The 22,525-nt window shown below is 69.3% G+C and carries 19 protein-coding genes; 15 read left to right on the forward strand and 4 right to left on the reverse strand.

The features are described from left to right. Positions 1-8 precede the first annotated feature (8 nt). Positions 9-1,298, reverse strand: coding sequence for an extracellular solute-binding protein (locus AB4Z18_RS15710; RefSeq protein WP_441783673.1), 1,290 nt, complete (start codon positions 1,296-1,298; stop codon positions 9-11). 111 nt (positions 1,299-1,409) lie between these two features. On the opposite strand from AB4Z18_RS15710, the gene AB4Z18_RS15715 reads away from it, so the two are divergent. Both AB4Z18_RS15715 and AB4Z18_RS15720 read left to right on the forward strand, forming a co-directional pair. Then, positions 1,410-2,408 (forward strand): LacI family DNA-binding transcriptional regulator, encoded by a 999-nt coding sequence (locus tag AB4Z18_RS15715; protein WP_441783674.1) that lies wholly within the window; start codon positions 1,410-1,412, stop codon positions 2,406-2,408. A 367-nt stretch (positions 2,409-2,775) separates the two neighbouring features. Beyond that, positions 2,776-3,147 (forward strand): DUF805 domain-containing protein, encoded by a 372-nt coding sequence (locus AB4Z18_RS15720; protein WP_441783675.1) that lies wholly within the window; start codon positions 2,776-2,778, stop codon positions 3,145-3,147. 40 nt (positions 3,148-3,187) lie between these two features. Here AB4Z18_RS15720 and AB4Z18_RS15725 read toward each other — a convergent pair whose 3' ends face one another. Next, on the reverse strand, positions 3,188-4,159 hold the full coding sequence (locus tag AB4Z18_RS15725; protein WP_441783676.1) for an acetylxylan esterase: 972 nt from the start codon (positions 4,157-4,159) through the stop codon (positions 3,188-3,190). Between the two features lie 134 nt (positions 4,160-4,293). Between AB4Z18_RS15725 and AB4Z18_RS15730 the strand changes: the two genes are divergently transcribed. From AB4Z18_RS15730 to AB4Z18_RS15790, 13 genes are all read left to right on the forward strand, one after another. Next, positions 4,294-5,319, forward strand: coding sequence for a LacI family DNA-binding transcriptional regulator (locus AB4Z18_RS15730; protein ID WP_441783677.1), 1,026 nt, complete (start codon positions 4,294-4,296; stop codon positions 5,317-5,319). An 88-nt stretch (positions 5,320-5,407) separates the two neighbouring features. Further along, positions 5,408-6,613 (forward strand): Gfo/Idh/MocA family protein, encoded by a 1,206-nt coding sequence (locus AB4Z18_RS15735; RefSeq protein WP_441783678.1) that lies wholly within the window; start codon positions 5,408-5,410, stop codon positions 6,611-6,613. Continuing rightward, positions 6,610-7,302 (forward strand): ThuA domain-containing protein, encoded by a 693-nt coding sequence (locus tag AB4Z18_RS15740; RefSeq protein ID WP_441783679.1) that lies wholly within the window; start codon positions 6,610-6,612, stop codon positions 7,300-7,302. Before AB4Z18_RS15735 ends, AB4Z18_RS15740 begins: the two co-directional genes overlap by 4 nt. Continuing rightward, a complete protein-coding gene (locus AB4Z18_RS15745; RefSeq protein WP_441783680.1) occupies positions 7,287-8,384 on the forward strand; it encodes a Gfo/Idh/MocA family protein in 1,098 nt (365 codons plus the stop codon). The genes AB4Z18_RS15740 and AB4Z18_RS15745 overlap by 16 nt, the downstream gene beginning before the upstream one ends. Positions 8,385-8,418: 34 nt before the next feature. Further along, positions 8,419-9,618 carry an ROK family transcriptional regulator gene (locus AB4Z18_RS15750; RefSeq protein WP_441783681.1) on the forward strand — a complete coding sequence of 400 codons (1,200 nt, stop codon included), beginning with the start codon at positions 8,419-8,421 and terminating at the stop codon, positions 9,616-9,618. 196 nt (positions 9,619-9,814) lie between these two features. Beyond that, the gene (locus tag AB4Z18_RS15755) at positions 9,815-11,125 is read left to right on the forward strand and encodes an ABC transporter substrate-binding protein (RefSeq protein ID WP_441783682.1); all 1,311 of its coding nucleotides are present in this window, start codon (positions 9,815-9,817) and stop codon (positions 11,123-11,125) included. 112 nt (positions 11,126-11,237) lie between these two features. Next, positions 11,238-12,218 carry a carbohydrate ABC transporter permease gene (locus tag AB4Z18_RS15760; RefSeq protein ID WP_441783683.1) on the forward strand — a complete coding sequence of 327 codons (981 nt, stop codon included), beginning with the start codon at positions 11,238-11,240 and terminating at the stop codon, positions 12,216-12,218. Continuing rightward, positions 12,218-13,114 (forward strand): carbohydrate ABC transporter permease, encoded by an 897-nt coding sequence (locus AB4Z18_RS15765; protein ID WP_441783684.1) that lies wholly within the window; start codon positions 12,218-12,220, stop codon positions 13,112-13,114. The genes AB4Z18_RS15760 and AB4Z18_RS15765 overlap by 1 nt, the downstream gene beginning before the upstream one ends. Positions 13,115-13,130: 16 nt before the next feature. Further along, entirely contained in the window at positions 13,131-15,377 is a 2,247-nt protein-coding gene (gene yicI, locus AB4Z18_RS15770; protein ID WP_441783685.1) for an alpha-xylosidase, read from the forward strand. Positions 15,378-15,462: 85 nt separating this feature from the next. Next, positions 15,463-16,641: an ROK family transcriptional regulator gene (locus tag AB4Z18_RS15775; RefSeq protein WP_441783686.1), complete on the forward strand. Its 1,179-nt coding sequence runs from the start codon at positions 15,463-15,465 to the stop codon at positions 16,639-16,641. A gap of 210 nt (positions 16,642-16,851) precedes the next feature. After that, on the forward strand, positions 16,852-18,081 hold the full coding sequence (locus AB4Z18_RS15780) for a multidrug effflux MFS transporter (RefSeq protein WP_441783687.1): 1,230 nt from the start codon (positions 16,852-16,854) through the stop codon (positions 18,079-18,081). A 62-nt stretch (positions 18,082-18,143) separates the two neighbouring features. Further along, on the forward strand, positions 18,144-18,863 hold the full coding sequence (locus AB4Z18_RS15785) for a phosphatase PAP2 family protein (protein WP_441783688.1): 720 nt from the start codon (positions 18,144-18,146) through the stop codon (positions 18,861-18,863). A 10-nt stretch (positions 18,864-18,873) separates the two neighbouring features. After that, on the forward strand, positions 18,874-20,784 hold the full coding sequence (locus AB4Z18_RS15790; RefSeq protein ID WP_441783689.1) for a helicase HerA-like domain-containing protein: 1,911 nt from the start codon (positions 18,874-18,876) through the stop codon (positions 20,782-20,784). A 15-nt stretch (positions 20,785-20,799) separates the two neighbouring features. Here AB4Z18_RS15790 and AB4Z18_RS15795 read toward each other — a convergent pair whose 3' ends face one another. Beyond that, a complete protein-coding gene (locus AB4Z18_RS15795; RefSeq protein WP_441783690.1) occupies positions 20,800-21,630 on the reverse strand; it encodes an aminoglycoside phosphotransferase family protein in 831 nt (276 codons plus the stop codon). Next, on the reverse strand, positions 21,627-22,457 hold the full coding sequence (locus tag AB4Z18_RS15800; RefSeq protein WP_441783691.1) for a helix-turn-helix domain-containing protein: 831 nt from the start codon (positions 22,455-22,457) through the stop codon (positions 21,627-21,629). Before AB4Z18_RS15800 ends, AB4Z18_RS15795 begins: the two co-directional genes overlap by 4 nt. Positions 22,458-22,525: the final 68 nt, after the last annotated feature.

A 22,525-nucleotide genomic window follows, 5' to 3' on the forward strand; every position in this document is an offset into this window, starting at 1 on the left:
CTCAGTCCTCAGCCCTTCTTAGCGGCGTCGTTTGCCGCCTGGATGAGCTGCTTCGGGTCGCTCTTGCCGGCCAGCATGTCGACGACCGCAACGTTGAGCGCGTTGCCGACGTTCTGTCCGAGGACCGTGTCGAGCCACTGCGAGACGTACGGGGCGGCGTTGTAGGCCTTCAGCACATCCTTCAGGTAAGGCTCGGTGACAACCTTCTGCGCCTCGGAGTTCACCGGCGGAGCGTTGAAGGCCTTGTAGTAGGCCTCCTGCTGCGGGGTGGTGGCGATGAAGTTCAGGAAGTCGGCGCACTCCTTCGGAGCCTTGACCGAGCACGAGTACCCGTCGACGCCACCCATGATCGAGCCAGGCTCGCCCTTGCCGCCGGAAACCTCGGGGAAGGGGTAGAAGCCGAGGTCGGGCAGGGGCTTCTGGTCGGGGGTGAGGGACGCGATGACTCCCGGGTCCCAGGCGCCCATGAGCTCCATCGCGGCCTTGTGGTTCGCGACGAGGCCGGCCGAGCTGCCCGCGCCCTGCTGGGCGGAGGTGGTGAGGAAGCCATCGTTGAAGGGCTTGGTGTCCGAGAACTTCTGCAGGTCCTCAGCGGCCTTCAGCCAGCATCCGTCGCTGAACGACTTGGAGTCAGCGGTCTTCTCCATGGTCGAGCCGGCGCACTCACGCAGAGCGAACCAGTAGAACCAGTGGGCGGCCGGCCAGGCGTCCTTGGCGCCGAGGGCGATCGGGGCGACCCCGGTGGCCTTCAGCTTGGTGACGTCGGCGTTCAGGTCGTCGATCGTCTTCGGTGCCTCGGTGATGCCGGCGGCCTTGAACAGGTCCTGGCTGTGGAAGAGCCCGCCCGGCAGCACGGCGATGGGCATCGCCCACACCTTGTCCTGGTAGGTCTCCGCCTTGAAGGATCCCTCGGAGATGTTCTTCTTGGTCTCGGACGACACCTTGCCGGTGATGTCCATCAACTGGCCGGCGTTGACCATCGCCGCCATCTTTCCGCCGCCTCGCTGCAGGAAGATGTCGGGTGCGTCGCCGGAGTTGAGTGCGGTCTGCAGTTTGCCGTCCAGGTCTTCGTTCTGGATGGACTGGACCTTGATGGTGACGTTCGGGTTCGCCTTCTCGAAAGCGGCGACGGCGTCTTTCCAGAACTGCTGGCCGGGGCCAGTTGTCGAGTTCTGCCAGAGGGTCATGCTGACCTTGCCGTTGCTGCTGGAGCTGTCGGAGCCGCCGCTACACCCGGTGAGGGCGAGCGCGCCGGCCATCACGACGGCGGCCCCGGTGAGGAGCTTGGTGCCTTTCATGTGATTCCAACCTGTTCTCTTCGTTGAGGTGGGGACGACGGAAGTGTCGCAAGCGCTCCCGACCGGTGTCAAACGTTTTCGAAAACCTTTTCTACGCTATGGTTTGTCTCCATGGGACGGCGTCCGACGATCAATGACGTGGCCGAAGCGGCCGGCGTTTCCGTCGCGACTGTGTCCAAAGCGGTGAACGGCCGCTACGGCGTGGCGACCTCCACGGTGGAGCGCGTTCTGCAGGTGGTTCAGGAGCTCGGGTACGAATCGAGCCTCGTCGCCAGCAGCATGCGATCGCGCCGGACCGGCGTGATCGGGGTGCTCGTCGCCGACTTCGAACCGTTCTCTGCCGAGATCCTCAAAGGCGTCGGCGCGGCCCTCCACGATTCCCGCTACGACCTCCTCGCGTACAGCGGATCTCGGCAGCCGTCGAGCGAAGGATGGGAGCGGCGCTCCCTCAGCCGCCTCAGCGGAACGCTGATCGACGGGGTGATCATGGTGACGCCGACCGTCGTGAAGGCGAATGCCGACGTGCCCATCGTGGCCATCGATCCGCACACGGGTCGCGCCGACGTGCCGACGGTGGAGTCGGACAGCTTCGGCGGCGCGCGCAACGCCACCGCGTACCTGATCGGGCTCGGACACCGGCGGATCGCCTTCGTCGCCGGGCGTCCCGACCTGCGGTCGTCGAACCTGCGCGACGCGGGGTACCGCCGCGCGCTCGGCGAGGCGGGCATCCCCTTCGATCCGTCCCTGGTGGCCGTCGGCCGCTACGAGCACGACACCGTGCGGGAGGTCGCGCTGCCCCTGCTCTCCCGGGCGGACCGGCCGACGGCCGTCTTCGCCGCCAACGACATCTCGGCGATCGCGGTCATGGAGGTGGCCGCGGAGCTGGGGCTGGATGTGCCGCGCGACCTGTCGGTGATCGGGTTCGACGACGTCCCGGAGGCGTCGCAGTACAACCCGCCGCTGACGACCGTGCGGCAGCCGATGCAGAGCCTCGGCGCGGCGGCGGCCGACCTGCTGGTCTCGCTGATGGGCGGGGAGACGCCGGAGCGCATCCACTTGCGGCTGCCGACGCGGCTGGTGCGTCGCGCCACGACGGCGGCGCCTGCCTGATGCGCTGGTCCTGTTTTCAGGACCGCCCCGCCTTTCAGGACCGCCCCGCCGCCGAGGTGCGAGTAGTTGTCGCAACTCGCGCGGGATACGCGCAACAACTCACCCCTCGTGGGCGATCGCTGGCTACCGGAAGGTCGTCGCTCCTGTATTCAGGACTCTCGCGTGCCCGCGTGCAGCTATCCCCTGAACTCAGGGCATGGCGCAACGCACACCCGGGAGAGTCCTGAATTCGGGAGAGGACGCCGCCGAGGTGCGAGCAGTTGTCGCAACTCGCGCGGGATACGCGCAACAACTCACCCCTCGACGCCGATCCGTCGCGCGAAAATCCTGAATACAGGGGGCGCGCGGCGCGCCCTACACTGGCGCCATGACGTTCGGCGAGGCGATCGGGACCGTACTCCGGAAGTATGCGGAGTTCGGAGGACGTGCGTCGCGCCCCGAATTCTGGTGGTGGATGCTGTTCTACGTCCTCGTCGCGAGCGCCCTGAACGTGTTCGGCGTCATCCGCATCGGCGAGACGTCGTCGCTCGGCGCCATCCTGTCGAGCCTGTGGGGCATCGCGGTGCTGTTGCCGACGCTCGCTGTGGGCGTCCGACGGCTGCGCGACGCGGGGTACGGCTGGGGTCACATCTTCTGGCTGCTGGTGCCGATCGCGGGCGTGATCGTGCTCATCGTGTTCTGGGCGCAGCCCGCGCGCGACCGTGTGAGCACCCAGACCGCCGGCCAGGCCCCGTCCTGAAAACAGGACGCAACCGGTTCCTGAAAACAGGACGCCCGCGTCACCCGAACCGCGCCGCCAGCCACGCCGCCTGCGCCCGCCAGTGCGCGCCGCCGCCGCCTTCGTGGTCGTTGAACGGGTAGACCTCGATCGCGCGGTCGGACGCCGCGAGGTGGTTGTACGCGGCGAACGTCGTCGACGGCGGCACCACCGTGTCCATGAGCGCGACCGAGAACAGCGAGGGCGCGTGGATGCGTCGGGCGAAGTTGACACCGTCGAAGTAGCTGAGCGTCCGGAAGACGTCGGCGACCTCGTCCCGGTGCACCGACAGGTAGGTCGCGAGCTCGAGGAACGGACCTCCCGCCGCGACCTCCGCGCCCCGCCGGTACGCGCAGAGGAACGCGACGTCGGGCATCGCCGCCGCGACGCCGCCGGCCAGCGCAGCGGCCGCGAGCGCGATCCCGCCGCCCTGGCTCCCGCCGGTCACGGCGATCCGATCGCCATCTACGAACGGCAGCGCCCGGGCCGCGTCGACCGCGCGCACCGCATCCGTGAACACCCGCCGGTAGTAGTACGTCTCCGGCGAGTGGATGCCGCGGGTCATCACTCCGGGCGTCGCCGGTCCCGACCCGTGCGGGTCGGGAGTGTCGCCGCCGCTGCCCCAACCGCTGCCCTGGCCGCGCGTGTCGACGAACACGTGCACGTATCCGGCGAGCGCCCACACCACGTTCTCGCCGGGAAGTCCGCGGCCGCCGCCGTAGCCCTGGTACTGCACCACGGCGGGCAGCGGCCCGGCGGCATTCAGCGGGCGTGACACCCAGGCGCGCACAGGCTCCCCGCCGAACCCGGGGAAGACCAGATCGTCGATGAGGAGCTGCGTCACGGGCGAGTCGGCGGGGGTCAGCTCCGGGACTCCGCCTGCCGCCCGGGCCTGGGCGATCGTCCGCGCCCAGAACTGGTCGAAATCGGCCGGCTCCTGCACTTCCGGGCGGAAGGTGAGCAATTCGGCGTGGGTCAGGTCGGTGAGCGGCATCGGACTCGCTTTCAGAACGGCTTTCGAGTGCGTCGCAGTGGATCGCGGTGGATCGGAGGCGGCTGGGCGTCATTGTGGCACAGCAACCACGAGCACGTGAGGGTGAGCGCCGTCGCATGTGCGACAGTGGCTGCATGCCCGCTCCCGCTCGACCGACGCTGGAGGCGATCGCCCGTGAGGCGTCCGTCTCGCTGTCCACGGTGTCGAAGGTGCTGAACGGCCGCCCCGGCGTCTCGTCGGTGACACGTCGCCGGGTCGAGGAGCTGCTGCACGACTCGGGGTATGCACGCCGCGGGGTGGATGCGGAACGCGGTGATGCGGTCGAGCTGGTCATCGAGAACCTGGCCAGCGAATGGTCGGTGGAGGTCATCCGCGGTGTCGAGCGAGTGACCCGCGAGAACGGCCTGTCGATGACGCTCTCCACGATCGGCGACTATCACGCGGTCGGAGACCACCTGATCACCGGCGTCCTCCGGCGCAAACCGATCGCGATCGTGCTGCAGTTCTCGAACCTGACAGCCGACCACCGCCGTCAGCTGCGCACCCGCAACATCCCGTTCGTGGTCGTCGACCCCGCGGGCGATCCTCCACCGGAGGTCCCCGCCATCGGCGCGACCAACTGGGCGGGCGGGGTGACGGCGACCCGTCATCTGCTGGCGCTCGGCCACCGCCGGATCGCCGCCATCGGGGGTCCTGAGGAGCTCATGTGCTCTCGGGCACGAATCGCCGGCTATCACTCGGCGCTGCAGGAGGCGGGCATCCCGGTCGCGCCCGGCGCCGTCCGCAGCGCTGCCTTCTCCCGCGCGGCCGGCGAGCAGGAGGCGCGGCGGCTGCTGGAGGCCGCCGAGCGCCCCACCGCGATCGTGTGCGGCAACGACATGCAGGCGCTCGGCGTCTACGACGCCGCGTTCGCTCTCGGACTCGATGTGCCGCGCGACCTCTCGGTCGTCGGGTTCGACGACGCGCCGTCAGCCGCGTGGGCGCGCCCGCCGCTGACGACCATCCACCAGCCGCTGCAGAAGATGGCGGAGGAGGCGACCAAGCTGGCGCTGCGGCTTCGCGCGGGCGAGGTCGACAACACCCGGCTGGAACTGGCGACCACCCTGATCGAGCGCGGATCGACGGCCCCGCCGGCCACGCCTGCGGCACCGACCGCCTAGAGAAAGTTTTCCAACCACCTCAAGAAACTTGCCCGCCTCCGGGATACCGAACTACCGTCGCACGGGTACAGCAGACGTGAGGACGACGATGACCGACGACAAGCCGCAGCTGAGGGTCGCCATGATCGGCTACGGGTTCATGGGCGCCGCCCATTCCCAGGGTTGGCGCACCGCCCCCCGCTTCTTCGACCTTCCTGCCGAGCCCATGATGGATGTGATCGTCGGCCGCGACGCCGCACGCGTCGAGGATGCCCGCCGCCGGTTCGGCTGGCAGCGCGCCGAGACCGACTGGCGCGCGGTGGTCGAGGACCCCGACATCGACGTGATCGACATCTGCACGCCGGGCGACAGCCACGCCGAGATCGCCATCGCGGCGCTGGATGCGGGCAAGCACGTCCTCTGCGAGAAGCCGCTCGCGAACACGGTCGCCGAGGCCGAGGCGATGACCGCTGCAGCCGAGCGGGCAGCCGCGCGCGGGATCCGCTCGATGGTCGGCTTCAGCTACCGTCGGGTCCCTGCGATCGGCTTCGCCCGATCCCTGGTGCAGGAGGGACGCCTCGGCCGGATCCGCCAGGTCAGGGCCCTCTACCTCCAGGACTGGCTGCGTGACGAGGACGGCCCCATGACGTGGCGGCTCGACAAGGCGTCCGCGGGGTCCGGCTCCCTCGGCGACATCGGCGCGCACGCTATCGACCTGGTCGAGCATCTCACCGGTTCGAGCCTGAGCGGCGTCTCCGGGACGCTGACCACCTTCGTGGAGGAGCGTCCGCTGCTCGGCGAGGGCGTCGGGCTCTCCGGTACGGCCTCGGCCGAGCGCGGCCACGTCACGGTCGACGACGCCGCCTGGTTCACCGCCCGGTTGGACGGGGGAGCCGCCGACGGCGCGATCGGCGCCTTCGAGGCGACCCGCTACGCGACCGGCCGCAAGAACGCCCTGCGGATCGAGCTGAGCGGCTCACTCGGGGCCATCGCGTTCGACCTGGAGGAGATGAACGAGCTCCAGTTCTACGACGCAACCGCCCCGGCGGGCGAGCAGGGGTTCACCCGCATCATCGTCACCGAGCCCGAGCATCCCTACATGGCGAACTGGTGGCCGACCGGTCATGCCATCGGCTACGAGCACGCGTTCAGCCACGAGGTCGTCGACTTCGTCACCGCCATCGGGGAGGGCACCGACCCCGAGCCGTCGTTCGCCGACGGCCTCCACATCCAGCGCGTCCTCGACGCCGTCGAGCGCAGCGCGGCCACCGGCAGCGCCTGGACCGCGATCCCCGCAACCCGGAAGGAAGCATGAGCAAGCAGGCACTGATCGTCCGCGGAGGATGGGACGGGCACATGCCCGTCGAGACGACGGAACTCTTCATTCCGTTCCTCCGCGAGAACGGCTTCGACGTGCGGGTCGAGGAGGGCTCGGCCGTGTACGCGGACGACGCCGTCATGGACTCCGTCGACCTCGTCGTGCAGGTCAACACCATGAACACCATCGAGTCGGATGAGTTCCGGGGCCTGCAGCGCGCGGTCCTGAACGGCACAGGGATGGCCGGATGGCACGGCGGAATCGCCGACTCGTACCGCAACAACGCCGACTATCTGCACATGATCGGCGGCCAGTTCGCCCACCACGCGGGCAAGGATCCGGCCGAGCGTGTCGGCGACCAGTCGGACAACTACATCCCGTACACCGTGCACATCACCGAGTACGGCAAGACGCATCCCATCACCGCTGGGATCGAGGACTTCGACCTCGTCACCGAGCAGTACTGGGTGCTCAGCGACGAGTACAACGACGTGCTGGCGACGACCACGCAGGAAGCGCGTCCGTTCGATGCGTGGAACCGCCCGGTGACCGCGCCCGCCATCTGGACCCGCCAGTGGGGCAAGGGCCGCATCTTCGTCTCGGCCCCCGGCCACCGGCTCGAGATCGTCGAGAGCCAGCCCGTCCGCACCATCATCGAGAGGGGGATGCTGTGGGCGTCCCGCTGAACATCGGCGTGATCGGAGTCGGCGTCATCAGCCGGCAATACTTCGAGCACTTCCCTCAGTTGCCGAACCTGCGACTTGCCGCGGTCGCCGACCTCGACCTCGACCGCGCGTCGGCCGTCGCTGACGAGCAGGGTGTCGTCGCCCTCTCGGTGGACGACCTGCTCGCCGACCCGCGAGTGGATGCGGTGCTCAACCTGACCATTCCGAAGGCGCACGCCGACATCGCGCTGCGGGCGCTCGCCGCGGGCAAGCACGTGTACGGCGAGAAGCCGCTGGCCCTCTCGACCGCGGAGGCGCGGCCGGTGCTCGAACGCGCCGCCGCGCTGGGCCTGCGCGTCGGTAGCGCTCCAGACACCGTGCTCGGAACCGGCGTGCAGACGGCCCTCGCGCTGCTCGACGAGGGGCGCATCGGCGACCCGGTAGCGGCCGCGGTCGCATGGAGTGCGCCCGGCCACGAGCTGTGGCATCCCGCGCCCGCCTTCTACTACCAGCCCGGCGGCGGCCCGCTCTTCGACATGGGTCCGTACTACCTGACCAGCCTCGTCAGCTTCTTCGGTCCGGTTGTCCGCGTCTCGGGAACCACCGGTCGTTCGACCCGTGAGCGGACGGTCGCGACCGGCCCGCTGGCCGGATCCACCATCCCGGTGGATGTGGACACGCACGTCACCGCCATCCTGGAGCACGCCTCCGGGGTCGTCTCGACCGTCACCGTGTCGTTCGAGGTCTGGGCGACGCGCACGCCGAAGTTCGAGGTGTACGGCACGGACGGGACCATCGCCGTCCCGGACCCGAACATGTTCTCGGATCCCGTCGAGGTCGCCACTGCTGCGGACCGCGAGTTCCGCGAGGTGCCGGTCGCCGCGGGGTACGCGGACGCTGGCCGCGGCTACGGCCTGGCCGACATGGCGCGCGCGATCGAGACCGGTCGGCCGCATCGGGCCTCCGGCGAGCTGGCCTTCCACGTGCTGGAGATCATGGAGTCCGTCCTGTGCGCCGGTGCGACGCACACGGTGGTGGAGCTGACGTCGACGGTCGAGAGGCCGGCGCCGGTGCCGCTGGGGGCGCGACCCGAGACCTGGTGACGAGGGACAGCACGACGCGCGTTATGGTCATTGCATGTCCGCACCCGACCTGAGCACGGTCCGCCCCTCCTCGGGCGGGGCGACGGATGCGCTGCGCCGCAGCAACCTCGCGACCATACTGGGGCTCGTCCATCGCGAAGGCGCGCTGTCGCGCAGCGACCTGACCCGGCTGACCGGGCTGAACCGCTCCACGGTGGGCGATCTGGTCACCGAACTGGCGGCCCTCGGGCTGGTCGACGTCGACGAGGCGCCCGGCGGCGGTCGCGCCGGCCGGCCGAGCCCCGTCGTGCGCGCCTCGGACAACGTCGCGGCGGTCGCCGTGAACCCCGAGGTGGATGCGATCATCGTCGGTCTCGTCGGCCTGGGTGGCCGGGTGCTCAAGCGCGTCCGCATCGAGACCGCTTCGGCGCGATCGGCGGCGGAGACGGTGACGCTCGCGTCGGCGGGGATCGCGGGGATGCTCGCGGGCGAGACGACGATCCGCGTGGCCGGACTCGGCGTCGCGGTTCCCGGGCAGGTGCGCCTGTCGGACGGCATGGTCCGGGAGGCGACCCACTTCGGCTGGGTGAACGAGCCCCTCGGGCGCATGCTCGCGGAGGCGACCGGGTACCGGGTGTGGGCCGCGAATGCGGCCGTACTGGGCCTTCGGGCGGAGGGCGCATTCGGCGCCGGCCGTGGGGTCGACGACCTCGTGTACATGATCGGCGGCGCCTCGGGAATCGGCGGAGGGGCGGTCGGCGGCGGACGGCTGCTGACCGGCGCCGCGGGGTACGCGGGGGAGTTCGGGCACACGTTCGTCCGCTCCGATGGCCGGCACTGCTCCTGCGGATCGCGGGGGTGCCTGGAGGCCGAGGTCACCCAGGCGGAGCTTCTCGCTTCGGTCGGGTTGACGTCGACGGAGGCCGGTTCGCTCGGCGACCGCCTCGTCGCCACGGACGACCCGGCGGCTCTCTCGGTCATCCAGCGGGACTACGCGCTGATGCAGGTCGCGGCGCGTAACGCCGTCAACGTCTTCAATCCGTCGTCGCTGGTGCTGGGCGGTTTCCTTGCGGCGCTGTACCGGGGCGCGCGGGCGCACGGCGCTCCGGACCTCTTGGCCGACGTCGTCCACTCCTCGCGGGAGGGCGTTTCGGTGGCCGAGGCGGAACTGGGATCCGACCAGTTGCTGATCGGCGCGGCCGAACTGGTCTTCTCCGAGCTGATCGCCGATCCGGCGCGGGCCCTCGCGGCCTGAGCTTTTCGCCGGGCTGGGCGCTGTGATTGTTGCCGGTCCGAACTAACCCGCCGCTCCAGCGGTAGCCGGGCTCCACATCCAAAAAACAACTTGCAATCGGCCTCAGCCTCACTTATGTTGTGATCGTCAACAAATTGCATCGGAGTGGCTGCGAGGCCTGCAGACGCGCGTCCACTCCACTACAAGGAGGTAACAGATGCGCAAGAGGCACCTCGCGATCGGCGCCGTTCTGGCCGCCGGTGCGCTGCTGCTCGCCGGCTGCTCGGGCACGTCCGGCTCGTCGTCCGACAGCACTGACGGAAAAGGCAAGACCCTCACGCTGTGGCACTTCGAGAGCGAAGACTCCGCCATGGGCAAAGCCTGGAACGAGGCCATCAAGGAGTTCGAGTCCGAGACCGGCGCCAAGGTGAAGTTCGAGGCGAAGGCGTTCGAGCAGATCCGCTCGACGGCCTCCCAGGTCCTCAACTCCGACCAGGCACCCGACATCCTCGAGTACAACAAGGGCAACGCGACCGCCGGCCTCCTCGCCAGCCAGGGCCTGCTCTCCAACCTCGACGACGCCGTCAAGAAGTACGGCTGGGACAAGAAGCTCGCCCCGAGCCTGCAGACCACGGCCAAGTACGACGACAAGGGCATCATGGGCTCGGGCTCCTGGTACGGCATCCCGAACTACGGCGAGTACGTCGAGGTCTACTACAACAAGGACATGTTCACGAAGTACGGCGTCGAGGTCCCCAAGACCTACGAGGAGTTCGTCGCCGCCCTGCAGAAGTTCAAGGACGCCGGCGTCACGCCGCTCGCCGAATCTGCGGCGGAGTACCCGCTCGGCCAGCTCTGGTACCAGCTCGCGCTCAACAAGGCCGACCGCAAGTTCGTCGACGACTACCAGCTCTACAAGGGCAAGGTGAACTGGCAGGGCAGTGAGCTCTCCGGCGCCACCAAGACCGTGGACGACTGGGTGCAGAAGGGCTACATCTCCAAGGACGCCTCGGGCCTCAAGGCCGAAGACGCCGGCACGTCGTTCATCTCGGGCAAGTACCCGATCTTCTTCTCCGGCAGCTGGTGGTACGGCCGCTTCCAGACCGAGATCAAGGACTACCAGTGGGGCACGTTCCTGTTCCCCGGCACGAAGCTGTCGCCCGGATCGGCCGGCAACATGTGGGTCGTCCCGGAGAAGGCGAAGAACAAGGGCCTCGCGGAGAAGTTCATCGACATCACGATGACCCCGAAGATCCAGGCGCTGATCGGCAACAACGGCGGCGTTCCGGTCGCGGCGAAGACCAGCGACATCACGGACGAGAAGTCGAAGGAGCTCATCGCGAACTTCAACACCCTCACGGGTGAGGACGGCATCGCGTACTACCCCGACTGGCCGACGCCCACCTTCTACGACCAGCTCAACGCCGGCCTGCAGGAGCTCATCAACGGCACGAAGGATCCCGCCGCCGTCAACAAGGAACTCGGCTCCGAGTACCAGTCCGGCGTAGACGAGATCGTCAACCAGTAACAGAAGTCCCCAGCCCCAAGCCGTCAGCTCCGGACTTTTTCGCCCCCCGACCCGCGTGTCGGCCCGAAAAAGCCCGGAGCGGATGGCGGCGGGAGAACGTTAGGAGCAACGCATGGTCGACGTGAGCGTGGCGGCGCCGCAGGAGCGGGCGCCGCAGCGGCGCAGGCAGCGCGGACGCAGCGACTCGCTGATGCCCGGAGGCGGCCACGGCCGGTTCTGGTGGTACCTGCTGCCGGGATTCGTCCTGCTGACGGTGATCGTCCTGGTGCCACTGCTGTGGAACATCTACCTCAGCTTCACCAGCTACCGCGGCATCCGTCCGCCGAAATTCATCGGGCTCAACAACTGGGTCCGCCTGTTCGGCGATGACAAGTTCTGGACCTCGTTCGGCAACTCGATCGCGATGGTCATCGCGATGGTCGTCATCCCGACGCTCGTCGGCCTGATCCTCGCCGCCATGCTTTTCGACCTGATCGGCAAGAAGTTCGGCGGCAAGCTGGCCAGCTTCCTGCGGGCCACCTACTACCTCCCGCAGATCCTGCCCGTCGTCATCGCGGCGATCGTGATCGGCTGGATCCTCCGCCCCGACAACGGCGCGCTGAACACCATGCTGCAGGCGGTCGGCCTCGGGCAGTTCGCCCACAACTGGCTGGGCAGCCCGGATACGGCGCTCGCCTCGATCATGGCGGTGATGGTGTGGGTGCAGCTCGGCTACCCGGTCGTCATCTTCATGGCGGCCCTGCAGCGGGTCGACCCTGAGCTGTACGAGGCGGCAGAGCTGGATGGGGCCAACTGGCTGCAGCGCTTCCGCTCGATCACCGTATCCATCATCCGGCCGGAGATCTTCGTGGTCACGCTGACCTGCACCATTGCGGCGCTCAAGGTCTTCGGACCCGTCTACACGCTCACCCGGGGCGGCCCGGGCAACGCGACGATGGTGCCCAGCGTCTACTCGTACAGCGAGTTCTTCCAGAGCCAGCAGGTGGGATACGGCGCCACGATCGCGACCGCGCTGACGGTGGTCATCATCGCCGTCTCCATCCTCTTCATCATCGCCCAGAACCGCGCCGAGCGCAGGGAGAACGAGATCTGATGTCGACCACCCTCACCCGACCCAGCGCCCCGACGACGACGACCGAGCCGCGCCGGCTCAAGCGGCAGAAGCCGCGCAAGACCGTGACCGACTGGGTCATCCTGATCGTCGCCATCGTGATCGGGGTCGCCATCGCGTTCCCGTTCCTGCTCATCCTGCTGAACTCGTTCAAGAGCCCGGCGGACTACAACGCGGGCGGTCCGCTGCAGCTGCCGACGTCGTTCTACACCGACGGGATCGTCAACTTCTGGAACCGGGTGAACTTCCCGGAGAAGCTGTGGAACTCGTTCTTCATCGCCGGCATGGTCGCGATCCTCTCGGTCGTGCTCTCCGTGCTGAACGCGTACGCGCTGGGCATCGGCCGCGTGAAGGCGCGCACCTGGATCATCGTGCTCTTCCTGCTGGCGAACATGCTGCCGCAGGAGGCCCTGCTCTACCCGCTGTACTTCATGTTCAAGCAGGTCGGCCTGTACGACAACGTGTGGGCGGTCATCATCATCTTCACGGTGATCCAGAGCGCGTTCGGCACGTATCTGCTCTCGAGCGTCTACGGCACCTTCCCGAAGGAGGTGCTAGAGGCCGCATCCCTCGACGGTGCGGGACGCTGGCGCATCCTGTGGCGGGTCGTCGTGCCGATTTCGCGCCCGACGCTGAGTGTCCTGCTCATCTTCTTCTTCATCTGGACGTGGAACGAGTTCCTGATCCCGCTGACCTTCCTGGTGTCCAACGACAACCAGACCGTGCCGGTGGCGATCAGCGCGCTGCAGGGCGACCGCCTGATGGATGTGACCACCACATCCGCATCGGCGCTCCTCGGCCTCATCCCCACGCTCATCTTCTTCCTCATCTTCCAGCGCACCCTGACCCGCGGCATCACCGCCGGCGCGGTCAAATAACCGGAGCATCCCCTTCATGAAGTTCACCGATGGTTTCTGGATGCTGCGCGACGGCGTCACGCCGATCTACGCCCAGGAGGCGTACGACGTGGCCGCCGGCGACGGCACCCTCACGATCACCGCGCCCGCCAAGGTCATCGAGCGCCGCGGCGACACCCTCAACCGCCCGACCCTGACCGTCACCCTCAGTTCTCCGCTTCCCGGGATCGTCGGCGTGAAGGTCGACCACTGGCAGGGGGTCCGGCCGCAGCGTGGGTTCGACCTCCGGGTGGAGGAGGGGCACGCGGCCGTGTCCGTCGACGACGAGGCGGGCGTGCTGACCACCGGCGGCCTCACCGCCACGGTGAAGCGCGGCGCGCCGTGGTCGCTGACCTTCTCGGCGGGCGACCGGGTGCTCACCTCCAGCGGTCACAAGTCCCTCGGGCACATGACCGTCGCCGGCGACGGCACGTACATGCACGAGCAGCTCGCGCTCGGCGTCGGCGAGCTCGTCTACGGCCTGGGGGAGCGCTTCGGCCCCCTGGTGAAGAACGGCCAGGTGGTCGACGTCTGGAACGCGGACGGCGGCACCTCCAGCGAGCAGGCCTACAAGAACGTCCCCTTCTATCTCACGAACCGCGGCTACGGGGTGCTCGTGAACCATCCGGGTCACGTCTCGTACGAGATCGGCTCGGAGTCCGTCGAGCGCGTGCAGTTTTCGGTGCCGGGGGAGAGCCTGGAGTACTACCTGATCTACGGCCCGACGCCGAAGGAGATCCTGGAGCGGTACACGGCGCTGACCGGCCGCCCCGCCTCCGTGCCGGCCTGGTCGTACGGGCTCTGGCTGTCGACGAGCTTCACGACCGCCTACGACGAGGAGACCGTCACCTCCTTCATCGACGGGATGGCGGAGCGCGACCTCCCGCTCTCGGTGTTCCACTTCGACTGCTTCTGGATGCGGGAGTTCAACTGGTGCGACTTCGAGTGGGATCCGCGCACCTTCCCGGACCCGGAGGGGATGCTCGCGCGCCTGCACGAGAAGGACCTCCGTGTCTGCGTCTGGCTCAATCCGTACATCGGTCAGCGCTCGCCGCTGTTCGCCGAGGCCGCAGACGCCGGATATCTGGTGAAGCGCGCGAACGGCGACGTCTGGCAGTGGGACCTCTGGCAGGCCGGGATGGGCCTGGTCGACTTCACGAATCCGGACGCGACCCGCTGGTACCAGCACAAGCTGCGGGCGCTCGTCGCCCAGGGCGTCGACTGCTTCAAGACGGACTTCGGTGAGCGCATCCCGCTGGAGGTGGAGTACTTCGACGGCTCTTCCCCGGAGCGCATGCACAACCTGTATACGCAGCTCTACAACGAGGCCGTCTTCGAGGTGCTGCAGGAGGCGAAGGGCGAGGGCGAGGCCGTGCTGTTCGCCCGCTCGGCGACGACCGGCGGCCAGCAGTTGCCGGTGCACTGGGGCGGCGACAACACCTCCAGCTATGAGTCGATGGCCGAGACGCTGCGCGGCGGACTGTCGCTGGCGCTCAGCGGCTTCGGCTTCTGGAGCCACGACATCGGCGGGTTCGAGGGAACGCCCGACCCGGGCGTCTTCAAGCGCTGGACGGCGTTCGGACTGCTGTCGAGCCACTCCCGCCTGCACGGCAGCGACTCGTACCGGGTGCCGTGGGCGTTCGATGAGGAGGCTGTCGAGGTCACGCGCCTCTTCACGAAGCTGAAGCTGCGGCTCATGCCGTATCTCTTCGCCGCAGGACAGGAGGCGCACACCTCCGGGACGCCGGTGATGCGGCCGATGCAGCTCGAGTTCGCCGGTGACCTGGCGACCGACTACCTCGACCGGCAGTACATGCTCGGCGCCGACCTCCTGGTAGCACCCGTGTTCTCGCCGTCGGAGGTCGAGTTCTACCTGCCCGCGGGCACCTGGACCGAGTACTTCTCCGGTCGCACGGTCGAGGGCGGACGCTGGCTGCGCGAGGCGCACGGCTTCGACAGCCTCCCGCTGTATGTGCGCGAAGGGGCGGTGCTCCCCATCGGCGGGCGCGACGACCGTCCGGACTACGACTACCGCGACGGGCTGACCCTCGCGGTGTATCCGGGGCCGGACGGCGAGAAGACGGTGACGGTGACGACGCCCGAGGGCGAGGTCGGGGAGTACACCGTGACGCGTTCGGGCGGATCGCTCACCGCGACCGGTCCGGTCGCGCATCCCTTCACGCTCCGGGACGCCGTGAGCGGCCGCACGGCGGGATCGGTGTCGGGCACGGCGACGCTCGACTGAATCCGGTCCCGCTGCCGGTGGTGCGGGTGCTCGCCTGGCGCCTGCACCACTGGGAGCCCGACTCGACGGTACAGTTACGGGGAAAATGGACGGCAGGGCGACGGGGACGAACCTCGACACGGTGCGGCGGCACAACCTTGCCACCGTGCTCGGCCTCGTCCACCGCGAGGGGCCGCTGGCCCGCTCGGCGCTGACCACGGCGACGGGCCTGAACCGCTCCACGGTCGGCGCTCTCGTCGGCGAACTCGTCGAGCTCGGTCTCGTGCAGGAGCGCGAGCCGGGGCTGAGCAATCGCGTCGGCCGTCCGTCTCCGCTGGTCGCACCGGATGGACGCGTCGTCGCGATCGCGCTGAACCCGGAGATCGACGCGGTGACCGTCGGGGTCGTCGGACTGGATGCGACCGTCCACCGCCGCGTGCGCTATCCGACCGGCCGCATCCCGACCGCCGCCGAAGCCGTGGCCATCGCGGCCGCCGTCATCGACGGCTTGCGCCCGCACCTTGCCGGGCTGACTCGGGTGGTCGGGATCGGCGTGGCTGTCCCTGGCCTCGTCCGTGAGAGCGACGGCGTGGTCCGGCTCGCACCGCATCTGGAGTGGGCGGAGGAGCCGTTCGCGGCCGACCTCGCCGCGGCCACAGGCTATCCGGTGCTCGCAGCCAACGATGCGAGCCTCGGCGCCAACGCTGAGCGCCTCTTCGGCGCGGGCCGCGGCGCGAGCGACCTGGTCTACCTGAACGGCGGCGCGTCGGGAATCGGCGCGGGCGTCATCGTCAGCGGTGCACCGCTCACCGGCATCAGCGGGTACGCCGGCGAGCTCGGCCACACGCTTGTCAACTCGGCGGGCGTCCGCTGCCATTGCGGCGCGATCGGCTGCCTGGAGACCGAGGTGAGTCAGAGCGCACTGCTGCGTGTGCTCGGGATGGACGCCGCCGACCCGGAGGAGCTGGACCGAGCCCTCGCGACGGCCGTCGCCGCGGGTGACGCGGACGTCGTCGGCGAGGTGGAGCGTCAGATCGGGTTCCTTGCCACCGCCCTCCGCACCGCGACGAACGTCTTCGACCCGGAGTTGATCGTGCTGGGTGGGTTCCTCGGGGCGCTGCACGCGCTCGACCCGGAGCGGCTGCCGCGGCTGGTGGGGGAGCAGGCGCTCGCCGCGAGCGCGGAGCGGCTTGCGATCGTGCGTGCGGGGCTGGGCTCCGACATCCTCATGATCGGTGCGGCGGAGCTGGCGTTCGGTCCGCTGCTGGCCTCGCCGGCATCCTGACGGCCGCGATGCAGGTCGAGGTCGGTGCGATGGCCGCAATACGAATGCGCACGTTCACATTCCGGGCCAGGTGCGTATAGGATCCTTGTAGCCGGTCAATCGAATCGATTCGAGGTCGTGCTGCTTCCGCGCCACCCGTCGAGGTGGCGCTCGTGCGTCCAACGGCGGACGCGGCCCCCTCACCGCCCCGATCTGCCAAGGACCCCTCTCGTGACCACCGTCGTGCATCCCGGAGACTCGCTCTCCGGCCGCCAGCGCCTCGCCTACATCCTCATCCTGGGCGCCCTGACCGCACTGGGTCCGTTCACGATCGACACCTACCTGCCGGCGCTGCCGACGCTGCAGGGCGACTTCAATGTGTCGACCGCGGCGATCCAGCTCACGCTGACGGCCACGACGATCGGCTTCGGCGTCGGTCAGCTGCTCGTCGGGCCCTGGTCGGACAAGATCGGTCGCCGCACCCCGCTCATGGTGGCGACCGGCGTGCACATCATCGCCTGCCTGGCCGCCGCGATCGCGCCCAACGTCGAGCTGCTGGGCGTCGGCCGTGCGCTCCAGGGCATCGGCGCAGCGGCCGGCGGTGTCGTCGCGATGGCCATGGTCCGCGACCTCTTCGGCGGCCGCCCCCTGGTGCGGATGCTGAGCCGCCTCGCCCTGGTCAACGGCCTGGCGCCGGTGCTCGCGCCGGTGCTCGGCTCCACGCTGCTGTTGGTCATGCCGTGGCGGGGCATCTTCGTCGTCCTCGCCGTGTACGGCCTCTTCGTCATCATCTGCGTCGCCCTGTGGATCGTGGAGACGCTTCCTAAGGCACGGCGCCATGACGCCGGGCATTCCACCGTCGGGCAGCGCTACAAGAACGTGCTCAGCGACCGCGTCTTCGTCGGCATCGCGATCGTCGGAGCCGCCAACTTCACCGGACTGTTCTCCTACCTGTCGTCGAGCTCGTTCATCTTCCAGGAGATCTACCACTTCAACGCACAGGAGTACGGACTGCTGTTCGCGATCAACTCGATCGGCATCATCATCGGCGTCCAGTCGGCCGCGCGCCTCACCAAGTACGTCGGACCGCAGTGGATCCTGGCTTGCTCGACCATCGTGATGTTCCTGTCCTCTGCGACGATCGTCGCGCTCGACCAGGCGCACGTCGGACTCCTTGGCATCGTCATCCCGCTCTGGTTCTTCATCGCCGCGTGCGGCTTCGGCTTCCCCTGCGTCCAGGTGCTCGCCCTGGCCGGCCACGGGCACGAGGCGGGAACCGCCGCCAGCCTGCTGGGGGCCCTCAACTTCGGTATCGCCGGCATCGTCTCGCCGATCGTCGGCATCCTGGGCGTGGGAAGCGCAGCGCCCATGGGCACGGTCATGGCGATCTGCGCCCTGATCTCGATCGCGTCGCTGTGGATCGTCGTCCGTCCGCGTACGGTCCCCGAACTCGCGCACTGAGCGTTTCCTCAAGCACGGGGCCGTCCCTAGTAGGCGCATGCCGCGACGGGTACGTTGACGGCATGACCGAACCGCATCCCGCCGCCGTCCCACCGGAGGACGCCGAGGGCCACGACGTCGTCAAGGCCGCTCGCGTCACCCGGAGGTGGCCGGTCATCGCCCGGTCGGTCGCCGTGCTGCTCGTCGTCGGCCTCGGCGTCATCCTCGCCCTTCGCCCGGGGGAGCCGTTCGCCGTCGACCGCGAGTGGATGGGCGAGATCGTCGAGCACCGCTCGCCGTTGTGGCTGGGCCCGGCGCTGTTCTTCAACTACGCGGGTGGGACCATCTTCGGATCCATCGTGATCCCGCTGCTCATCTTCTTGGCGCTCCTCGCCTTCCGGCGACCCTGGGGCGCCGCGTTCTTCGCCATCGCCAGCATCGTGTCCGTGATCTGCGTGCAACTGATCAAACACACCGTGGGACGAGCGCGCCCGACGGAGATCCTCGTGCATGCCGACACCGGTTCATTCCCGTCGGGGCATACAGCCAACGCGGCCACCATGGTCGTGGTCCTCGGTATCCTCTTCCCGCGTGTCTGGGTATGGGTTCTCGGGGTCGCCTGGGCACTCCTGATGGCCGCGAGTCGCACCTACCTGGGGGCGCACTGGATCAGCGACACGATCGGCGGTCTCCTGCTGGGCGCGGCCATCGCCGTCATCGTCTGGACGCCGCTCGCCCACCGGTTGGCGCACGAGGCGGCGGAACCGCATCCGTTCTTCATGGCCCGTACCGCGCGCCAGTAGAGTGTGCCGCATGAGCGACGCGGATGCGCTGGCGACAGCGCAGGCTGAGGCCCAGGCGGCGGCCGAGGAGGCCGAGCGGCTGCAGGCCGAGGCAGCGGAGGCGGTGCGGAAGGCGCAAGAGGCGTCTGCCGCGGCGGAGGCTCGGGCCGCGGAAGCCCGGGCCGAGGCGGCGCGGGCGGCGGCGGAGCAGGCGGCCGACGAACAGGCAACGGCCGCGCACCGGGCGACACCCGTGGCGCCTGCACCGACCACGGAGTCGACGACGCTCAACGCCCCCCTCGATCCGGCCCAAGTGGATGCGGTGCGCGCCGGATACGCCTTCGACGGCGCGGTCCTCGAGCTGGGCGCGCTGGTGAACGGTGACGCGCCCAGCGACGTACCGATCCGCATCCCGATCGGCATGACGAACCGGCACGGCCTGGTCGCGGGCGCGACCGGGACAGGCAAGACCAAGACGCTCCAGGTGCTGGCCGAGCAGCTCGCGGCGGCAGGCGTCCCCGTCTTCGCCGCCGACATCAAGGGCGACTTGTCGGGAATCGCTACGCCGGGCGAAGCGAACGACAAGCTCCTGGAGCGCACCCGCGGCATCGGTCAGGACTGGATGCCGCACGCCGCAACCACCGAGTTCTTCTCGCTGGGAGGCGTCGGCCGTGGCATCCCGGTCCGGGCGACCGTCGCCGGCTTCGGGCCGTTGCTCCTGTCGAAAGTGCTCGGATTCAATGAGACGCAGGAGTCGAGCCTCGGGCTGGTGTTCCACTACGCCGAGCAGGAGGGTCTTCCCCTGCTCGATCTGGCCGACCTCCGCGCGCTGCTCACGTATCTCGCGGGCGACGAAGGGAAGCAGGAGCTCGCGGGGCTCGGCGGCCTGTCCGCTGCGACCGTCGGCGTCATCCTGCGCGAGCTGATCGCGTTCGCCGACCAGGGCGCTGAGGCGTTCTTCGGCGAGCCGGAGATCGACACAGCCGAGTTCCTGCGGCTGGCGCCCGACGGCACCGGGATCGTCAGCTTGCTGGAAGTGCCGGGCGTGCAGGACAAGCCGGCGGTGTTCTCCACGTTCCTGATGTGGTTGCTCGCCGACCTGTTCAACGACCTGCCAGAGGTGGGCGACCTGGACAGGCCCAAGCTCGTGTTCTTCTTCGACGAGGCGCACCTGCTGTTCCGGGATGCGTCGAAGGACTTCCTGGCGTCCATCACGCAGACGGTGCGCCTGATCCGGTCGAAGGGCGTCGGCATCTTCTTCGTCACGCAGACGCCCAAGGATGTGCCGTCGGACGTGCTCGCCCAGCTCGGCTCCCGCATCCAGCACCAGCTCCGCGCTTTCACGCCTGACGACGCCAAGGCGCTGAAGGCGACCGTGTCCACGTATCCCACCTCCGGTTACGACCTGGCACAGGTGCTGCAGTCGCTCGGGACCGGGGAGGCGGTGGTCACCGTCATGAGCGAGAAGGGAGCGCCGACGCCGGTGGCTTGGACTCGGCTCCGCGCGCCGCAAGGGTCGATGTCGCCCGCGCCGGAGCAGCAGGTGGAAGCGACGGTCGCCGCGTCGCCGCTGCAGGCGAAGTACGGAACAGCGCTCGACCGTGACTCGGCCCGCGAGATGCTCGGGCGCAAGCTGGATGCGGCAGCGGCCGAGGCGAGCGCCGCTACGGCCGCCGCCGAGAAGGCCAAGGCGGACGCAGAAGCCGCGAAGGCGGCGGCGAAGGCGGACGCGGACGCGGCGAAGGCGGCGGAGAAGGCGCAGAAGGAGTACGAGCGCATCCTGCGCCAGACGGCTCCGCGCACGACAGCGCGACGCACCTCGTCCTCGTCCTCATCCCGGAGCGACAAGACCGTGCTGGAGCAGGTGCTCGGCTCGAAGGCGACGCGCGACATCCTCGGCAGCGTCGTCGAGGGCATCTTCGGGACGCGGCGCCGGCGGTAGGGTTCGGCGTCGCGCTCAGCCGGTCAGCAGCGCCCGCGCGCGCTGCGCGATGCCGGCCGCCGGCGAGGCGTCCGTGCCATCCTGCTCCGACCAGATCGCGGAGAGCGCACTCCACGCGAACGTCCACTGCAGCACGCGGCGCACCGGCATCCCGGTCTCGTCCGATACGACGATGACCGTCCGCTCCAGCCGCCCGGGCGCGAGCGCGATCGCCGCATCCGGATTGCAGAGGATGTTCGCCACGTCGAATCCGGGATCGCCGTGCAGCGGTTTCGGGTCGATCGCCAGCCAGCCGCGCGACCCGAAGTCGAGCACGTTGCCGTGGTGCAGATCCCCGTGCAGCACCACGTCGCCGGCGGGATGCGCGAGCAGGTCCTCCGCCACGGTCGTGGCGTCGGCATAGAGGGCCGAGGCTCCTACCGGATGATGGCTCTCGTCGAGCAGGTCCCGGAACCACCGCCTCAGGCTGAACAGGCCCTCGGGTCTCGGTCCGGAACCCGCGGTATGCAGGCGTAGGCCGGTGCGGCACAGGATGCGCGTCGCCGCGTCGTCGCCGGCCGCACCGCTCCGGGCGAGTGCGGCGAGGTCGCGCAGTCCGCCCGCACGTTCCAGCAGCACGGCGTCGCCCTCGTGCTCGATCGCGCCGGCCGCGCCGCGGCCACTCCACCAGGCGAGCACCGTGTTGCCCGCGCGTTCCTCGTGCGAGGTCGCGACCTTGAGGAAGAGAGGCTCGTCGTCGCGGCGCACGGGCTGGAGGATGCTCGACGGCGTGACGAACGCGTCGCCGTCGGCCTCGAGGCGCCAGCGTTCGCGCCAGGGCGCGAGCGCCGCATCCGCACCGGTCACGACCGCCCCATCCCGGCGTAACCGCCCGGGGTGGAGCCGATGACCGCGACGAATTCGCGGCTGAAGTGCGCCTGGTCGGCGTAGCCGAGTTCGGCGGCGAGGGCGGCGAGCTGCGGCGGATCGGCCGAGCGCAGGGCGGCCGCCGCCTCCTGCAGCCGGTACCGCTGGATCAGCCATTTGGGGCCGAACCCGATGTGACCGGCGACGAGCCGCTGCAGGTGGCGGATGCCGAGCCCGAAGCGCTCCGCCAGCTGCTCGACGCGGAGCAGCGAGCGGTCGGCTTCGACCGCGGCGACGATGCGGTCGACCAGCCGGGCGTCGTCGTCCGGCTCGGGCAGACCGCTCAGCCAGCTCTCGAAAGCTTCGACGGCGCCGGACTCGTCGCCCTGCGCCATGCGACCACGGATTGCTGCGACCATCCCCGCCGTCCCGGCGAGCGGCAGCCGGTCGAGCGGCAGGGCGGAGGGCAGCGTGCGCACAGAGGCGCCAGCCCACCCGCGTGCGACTCCTGAATTCAGGAGGACGCCGAACGCCCATCCCGAACCCTCCAATGTGCGCGAGGTCAGGCCGCGGTGCGCACGGTACAGGGCGGCCGAGTCGGCCTCCACGACGAGGTTCGCGGTGGGGTACTCGAGGACGTCCTGTCGCAGGCTGCCGTCGGCCAGCAGCTGCCAGCGCGGCATCCAGTAGTGGCGGACGAACGCCGCGGCTGCCTCACCCGGTGCCCGTCGCGTGATGGTCACGGGCGCGTCGCCCACACCGGGCATCGCCCGCTCAGGAGTGAGCAGCCCCTTGCTGCGCGGCTCGGCGTCGCTGCGGGTGGTCACGCAGCCATCCTGCCACGACGGAACGCGGCCGCCAGAGAGTCACGGTGCCAGAGCGTCAGTGCGTCAGT

The sequence above is a fragment of the Leifsonia sp. 2TAF2 genome (genome assembly GCF_052115085.1).
Lineage (GTDB): Bacteria > Actinomycetota > Actinomycetes > Actinomycetales > Microbacteriaceae > Leifsonia.